This window comes from Flavobacterium sp. UBA4854 (genome assembly GCF_002399805.1).
Taxonomy (GTDB): domain Bacteria; phylum Bacteroidota; class Bacteroidia; order Flavobacteriales; family Flavobacteriaceae; genus Flavobacterium; species Flavobacterium ginsengisoli.
Genome location: NZ_DHEI01000157.1, coordinates 1 through 5,449 on the forward strand (window position 1 = coordinate 1; position 5,449 = coordinate 5,449).

General features: G+C 35.1%; 4 protein-coding genes. All 4 read left to right on the plus strand.

Features of this window, described 5'->3' with window-relative positions; translation table 11 throughout:
- Nucleotides 1-237 precede the first annotated feature (237 nt).
- The 4 genes from B3J44_RS22455 (at nucleotide 238) to B3J44_RS22470 (ending at nucleotide 5,410) form a co-directional block, all read left to right on the plus strand.
- Nucleotides 238-1,182 (plus strand): glycoside hydrolase family 43 protein, encoded by a 945-nt coding sequence (locus tag B3J44_RS22455; RefSeq protein WP_286971551.1) that lies wholly within the window; start codon nucleotides 238-240, stop codon nucleotides 1,180-1,182.
- Between the two features lie 99 nt (nucleotides 1,183-1,281).
- Nucleotides 1,282-2,262 (plus strand): arabinan endo-1,5-alpha-L-arabinosidase, encoded by a 981-nt coding sequence (locus B3J44_RS22460; protein ID WP_286971552.1) that lies wholly within the window; start codon nucleotides 1,282-1,284, stop codon nucleotides 2,260-2,262.
- 12 nt (nucleotides 2,263-2,274) lie between these two features.
- Nucleotides 2,275-4,254 (plus strand): glycoside hydrolase family 127 protein, encoded by a 1,980-nt coding sequence (locus B3J44_RS22465; RefSeq protein ID WP_286971553.1) that lies wholly within the window; start codon nucleotides 2,275-2,277, stop codon nucleotides 4,252-4,254.
- Between the two features lie 40 nt (nucleotides 4,255-4,294).
- Nucleotides 4,295-5,410, plus strand: a complete 1,116-nt coding sequence (locus B3J44_RS22470) for a family 43 glycosylhydrolase (protein ID WP_286971554.1) — start codon at nucleotides 4,295-4,297, stop codon at nucleotides 5,408-5,410.
- Nucleotides 5,411-5,449: the final 39 nt, after the last annotated feature.

Below are 5,449 nucleotides of genomic sequence, written 5' to 3' on the forward strand. Positions count from 1 at the left end.
TATACCGGAATCAATAGTGCTGGAATAGCAGTTTGGGGTAAAAAAATAAATTAGAGTAATGCCACAGATTTCACAGATTAAAAAATCTGCGTGAAGTAAAATTGTGTGAATTTCACTAATTCACATTATTTTAAAATTCGAGAAAATTGGTGCAATTCGTGGCAAAAAAATAAAGCCAAAGATTATAAAATAAATCATTTTAATCTGTGAAATCTGTGGCAAAAAAATAAAGTAACAATGAAAAACCTATTTACAAGCCTGTCCATTTTGTTTTTATCGATTGTAGGAACTGCACAATCGGTAAAATTCAATAATCCTATTATTACAGATAAATATACTGGAGATCCTGCAGCATTGGTTTACAAAGACAAAGTGTATTTGTATGCCGGTCATGATGAAGCGCCAAACGATTTTAATTTTTATAAAATGAATGAATGGCTGGTGTATTCTTCTTCTGACATGAAAAAATGGGAATCGCATCCGGTTCCGCTGAAAGTAACCGATTTTAAATGGGCAAAAAGTGACGCATGGGCTTCTCAGGTAATAGAAAGAAACGGAAAATTTTATTGGTATGTAACAGTTGAACATGGTACTGTTCCAGGAAAATCGATTGGAGTTGCTGTGGCAGATAATCCACTTGGACCTTTTAAAGATGCATTAGGAAAAGCATTAATTACCAACGACATGACCAAATTTAGCGATATAAGCTGGGACGATATCGACCCAACAGTTTATATCGATACTGACGGACAAGCCTATCTGTTTTGGGGAAATACAGCTTGTCATTATGCCAAATTAAAAGAAAACATGACGGAAATAGAAGGCGAAATTCATCACATAAAACTGCCAAATTTCACTGAAGCACCTTGGATCCATAAACATAACGGCTGGTATTATTTGTCATACGCTTATGAGTTTCCAGAGAAAATTGCCTACGCCATGAGCAAATCAATTACAGGTCCTTGGGAATTTAAAGGGATTTTGAATGAATTAGCAGGAAACAGTAATACAAATCATCAATCAATAATTAATTTTAAAGGGCAATCGTATTTTATTTATCACAACGGAGCATCAAAACCAAATGGAGGAAGTTTTAGAAGATCGGTTTGTGTCGATAAATTATTTTATAACAAAGACGGAACGATGAAACGCGTCGTAATGACATCTGAGGGAATTCAATAGTTTTTAGTTCTCAGTCGCAGTTTTCAGTTACAAGCTTTGCTTATATGATTTAATAAAAGTTTTCAGTAACCAAACTTAAACTTAACTTATATCACTTATATGGTTTACAAAAACATAAAATATGCAATTACCGTTTTTCTGATGCTAATAACTTCAATAGTTATGGCGCAGGAAATTGTAGTTCACGATCCAGTGGTCTTCAAACAAAAAGACACTTATTATCTATTTTGTACAGGAAACGGAATCAGTGTTTTTAGTTCAAAAGATTTGAAAAAATGGAATAAAGAACCACAGGTTTTTGCCGAAAAACCAATTTGGGCAGATGGCGTTGCGGCTGATTTTAAAAATCATATTTGGGCGCCAGATATTTCATTTCACAACAACACCTATTATTTGTATTATTCTGTTTCTGCTTTTGCTAAAAATACATCAGCAATTGGTGTTGCCACTAATACGACTTTAGATCCAAAAGATAAAAACTACAAATGGGTCGATCAGGGAATTGTAATTCAATCACAGCCAAACAGAGATATGTGGAATGCCATTGATCCGAATTTGGTTTTTGATGAAAATAGTACGCCTTGGCTTTCATTTGGTTCTTTTTGGGAAGGATTGAAATTGGTAAAATTGAATCCTGACTTAAAATCAATTGCAGAACCTCAAGAATGGCATACGATTGCAAAACGCAAAAGAACTTTCGAATTAGCAGATTCAGACCCAGGAGATGGCGCGCTCGAAGCTCCTTTTATCTTTAAGAAAAATGGTTATTATTATCAATTTCTTTCTTGGGATTTATGCTGTCGTGGAGAAAAAAGCACTTATAAAGTCGTTGTTGGAAGATCTAAAAATGTAACGGGACCTTATTTGGATAAAGAAGGAAAACAACTCGATCAAGGCGGAGGAAGTTTAGTAGTTCAAGGCGACGAAAACTATTTTGGAGTAGGACATAACAGCGCTTATACTTTTGACGGAAAAGATTATATGTTTTACCATGCTTATGAAAAGAAAACCAAAGGAACGCCAAGATTAGTAATTCGAGAAATGCAATGGGACGCCGATTTATGGCCTGTTTTAAAATAGAATACAAAAGTAATGATGAAATACAACTTACCAATTTTAACGATTTTCATGTCACTTCTAGTTTTGGTTTCCTGTAAAGAGACCAAAAACCATGTGGTGCAGAATAAAACATCGGCCTTAAAAGCAGGTTACGAAATCGAACCGGTTAACATTCAAAATGTAAAACTAACTGATTCTTTCTGGCTTCCAATTATTAAAAGAGTACAGGAAGTAACGATAGAATATGCTATTAAAAAATGTGATGAAGAAGGTCGTTTTGAGAACTTTTTAATTGCCGGAAAACAAAAAACAGGAACAACAAGAGGAGATATGCCTTTTGATGATACCGATGTTTACAAAATTATCGAAGGAGCGTCGAATACTTTAATTAGCGCACCAAATCCGAAATTGGAAAGAGTTTTGGATTCTATGATTGCCATTGTAAAAATTGGTCAAGAGCCAGATGGATATATTACAACTTGGAGAACTATAAATCCTGCAAAACCGCCAGCACCTTGGGTTCCTGTAATCGAAGGAAAACGTTGGGAATCTTTACAGATTAGCCACGAATTGTATAATCCGGGACATTTAATTGAAGCTGCTATCGTCCATTACGAAGCAACAGGAAAAACCAATTTCCTAGACATTGCCATAAAAGCTGCCGATATGTTGGTAAGAACTTTTGGCGATAATCCAGGACAGGTAAAAGGAGTTCCAGGACATCAGATTGTAGAAACTGGGTTATTGAAATTATATCAAATTACTGGAAAAGAAGATTATCTGAAATTGGCAAAATACTATTTGGACAATCGCGGAAATCCTAATAATCATAAATTATACGGAGAATATGCTCAGGATCACATGCCGGTTATAGAACAAAAAGAAGCTGTAGGACACGCCGTTCGTGCCGTTTATATGTATGCAGGAATGACAGATATTGTGGCACTGACTAAGGATAAAGCCTATGAAAATGCTGTAAATACGATATGGAATAATATGGTAAACAAAAAAATGTACATCACAGGCGGAATAGGATCGAGACATGATGGAGAAGCTTTTGGAGCTAATTACGAATTGCCAAATCTAACGGCTTACAATGAAACTTGTGCAGCAATTGGTGATGTGTATTGGAATCACAGATTACATAATTTATACGGAAAATCAGAGTATTTTGATGTCATCGAAAGAACAATGTACAACGGATTAATTTCAGGTATTTCGCTTGACGGAAAACAATTTTTCTATCCAAATGCCTTAGAAGCAGATGGTGTTTACAAATCAAACAGAGGTTCTTGTACACGTCAAGGTTGGTTTGATTGTTCTTGTTGTCCGACAAATTTAATTCGTTTTATTCCATCAATTCCAGGATTGATTTATTCCAAAACAAAAAACGATTTGTATGTGAATTTATATGCTTCAAACAATGCTTCTTTCACATTAGGAAAAACAGATTTACAGATTTCGCAACAGACTTCTTATCCTTGGAACGGAAAAGTTGGAATCTCAGTTAATCCTAAAAAAGAAAGCAAATTCACGATTAAACTTAGAGTTCCAGGCTGGGCAAGAAATGAAGTTTTACCAGGAGATTTATATACGTATAAAAAAGCTTCGACTCAAAAACCAACTATTACTGTAAACGGAGAAGTATTGGCCATTCAGCCTGAAAACGGCTATTTCAATGTGACCAGAAATTGGAAAAAAGGAGACAAAATCGCTCTTAATTTCCCGATGGAAGTTCAAGAAGTTGAAACGAATTCTAAAGTAGAAACAAACAAAAACAAAGTGTCTTTAGAATATGGTCCATTAGTTTACGCTGTTGAAGAAATCGACAATAAAAACAACTTTGATAAAATCGATATTTCTTCTTCAGATACTTTCAAAGTGAGAAAAGAAGCGAATTTATTGCAAGGTGTAAATGTGATCGAAAATTCAAAATTCAAAGCCATTCCATATTATTCTTGGTCAAATCGCGGAGTTGGGAAAATGAAAGTATGGATTGACTTTAAAGACTGAATTTCTCACAATAAATTAAATGCAAACAAACCAATATAACATGCAAACAAACCTATTAAAAAATTGGGCACTTTCAGCCATTGTTTTTGTAAGTGTTTCTTCCTGTACAGATAAAAAAGCAGAAAAAGAGTTGCCTAAAAAAGAAGCGGCCACTACAAAAACAACTTTAACTAATAAACCTATTGTTTTGCAAAGAGCAGATCCTTTTATCTATAAACATACAGATGGGTATTACTATTTTACAGGATCGATACCAACCTACGATGCTATAGAGTTAAGACGTGCCAAGTCTATTGATGAACTTCAAAATGCTGAAACCTTTAGAGTCTGGGAAAAACATAAGAGCGGACCAATGAGCCGTCATGTTTGGGCTCCTGAAATTCATTATTTAGATGGAAAATGGTACGTGTATTTTGCAGCAAGCGAAGAAAATGATATTTGGAAATTAAGACCGTATGTTTTGGAGTGTACAGGCCAGGATCCTTTACACGACAAGTGGATTGAACTTGGGCAAATGCAGGCGGCTGACGCAGATCCAAAAAGCTTTACCGATTTTTCTCTGGACGGGACTGTATTTGAGCATAAAAATAAACGCTATTTCTGTTGGGCAGAAAAAACAGGCGGACAGTTCGCAGCTTCTAATTTGTATTTAGCCGAAATGGAATCACCCGTAAAACTAAAAACAGTTCAATTTATGCTAACGACTCCAGATTATGATTGGGAACGCATAGGTTTTTGGGTAAATGAAGGTCCTGCAGTTCTTAAACACAAAGGGAAAATTTACATTACTTTTTCAGCAAGTGCTACTGGTTCTTGTTACAGTATGGGAATGATGGAAGCAGATGAAAACGCTGATTTACTAGATAGAAATTCTTGGAAAAAATCCAGATATCCCGTATTAAAAACCAACGAAGCAAAGAAAATTTATGGACCAGGACATAACTCGTTTACAGTAGATGAAAACGGAGAACCATTAGTAATTTATCATGCAAGAGATTACGAAAAAGCTGTTGGCGATCCAAAAGTTGTGCCTGCGACAGATAAAAGACCGTTGAAAGAAATTATTGCAGATCCGCTGTATGATCCTAATCGTCATGCAAGAATGATGAAATTAAAATTTGATAAAAACGGTACACCAGTATTCGAATTTAACTAAAAACGTCAAATAATAATGACGAAAATTAGTCCGAAAGTA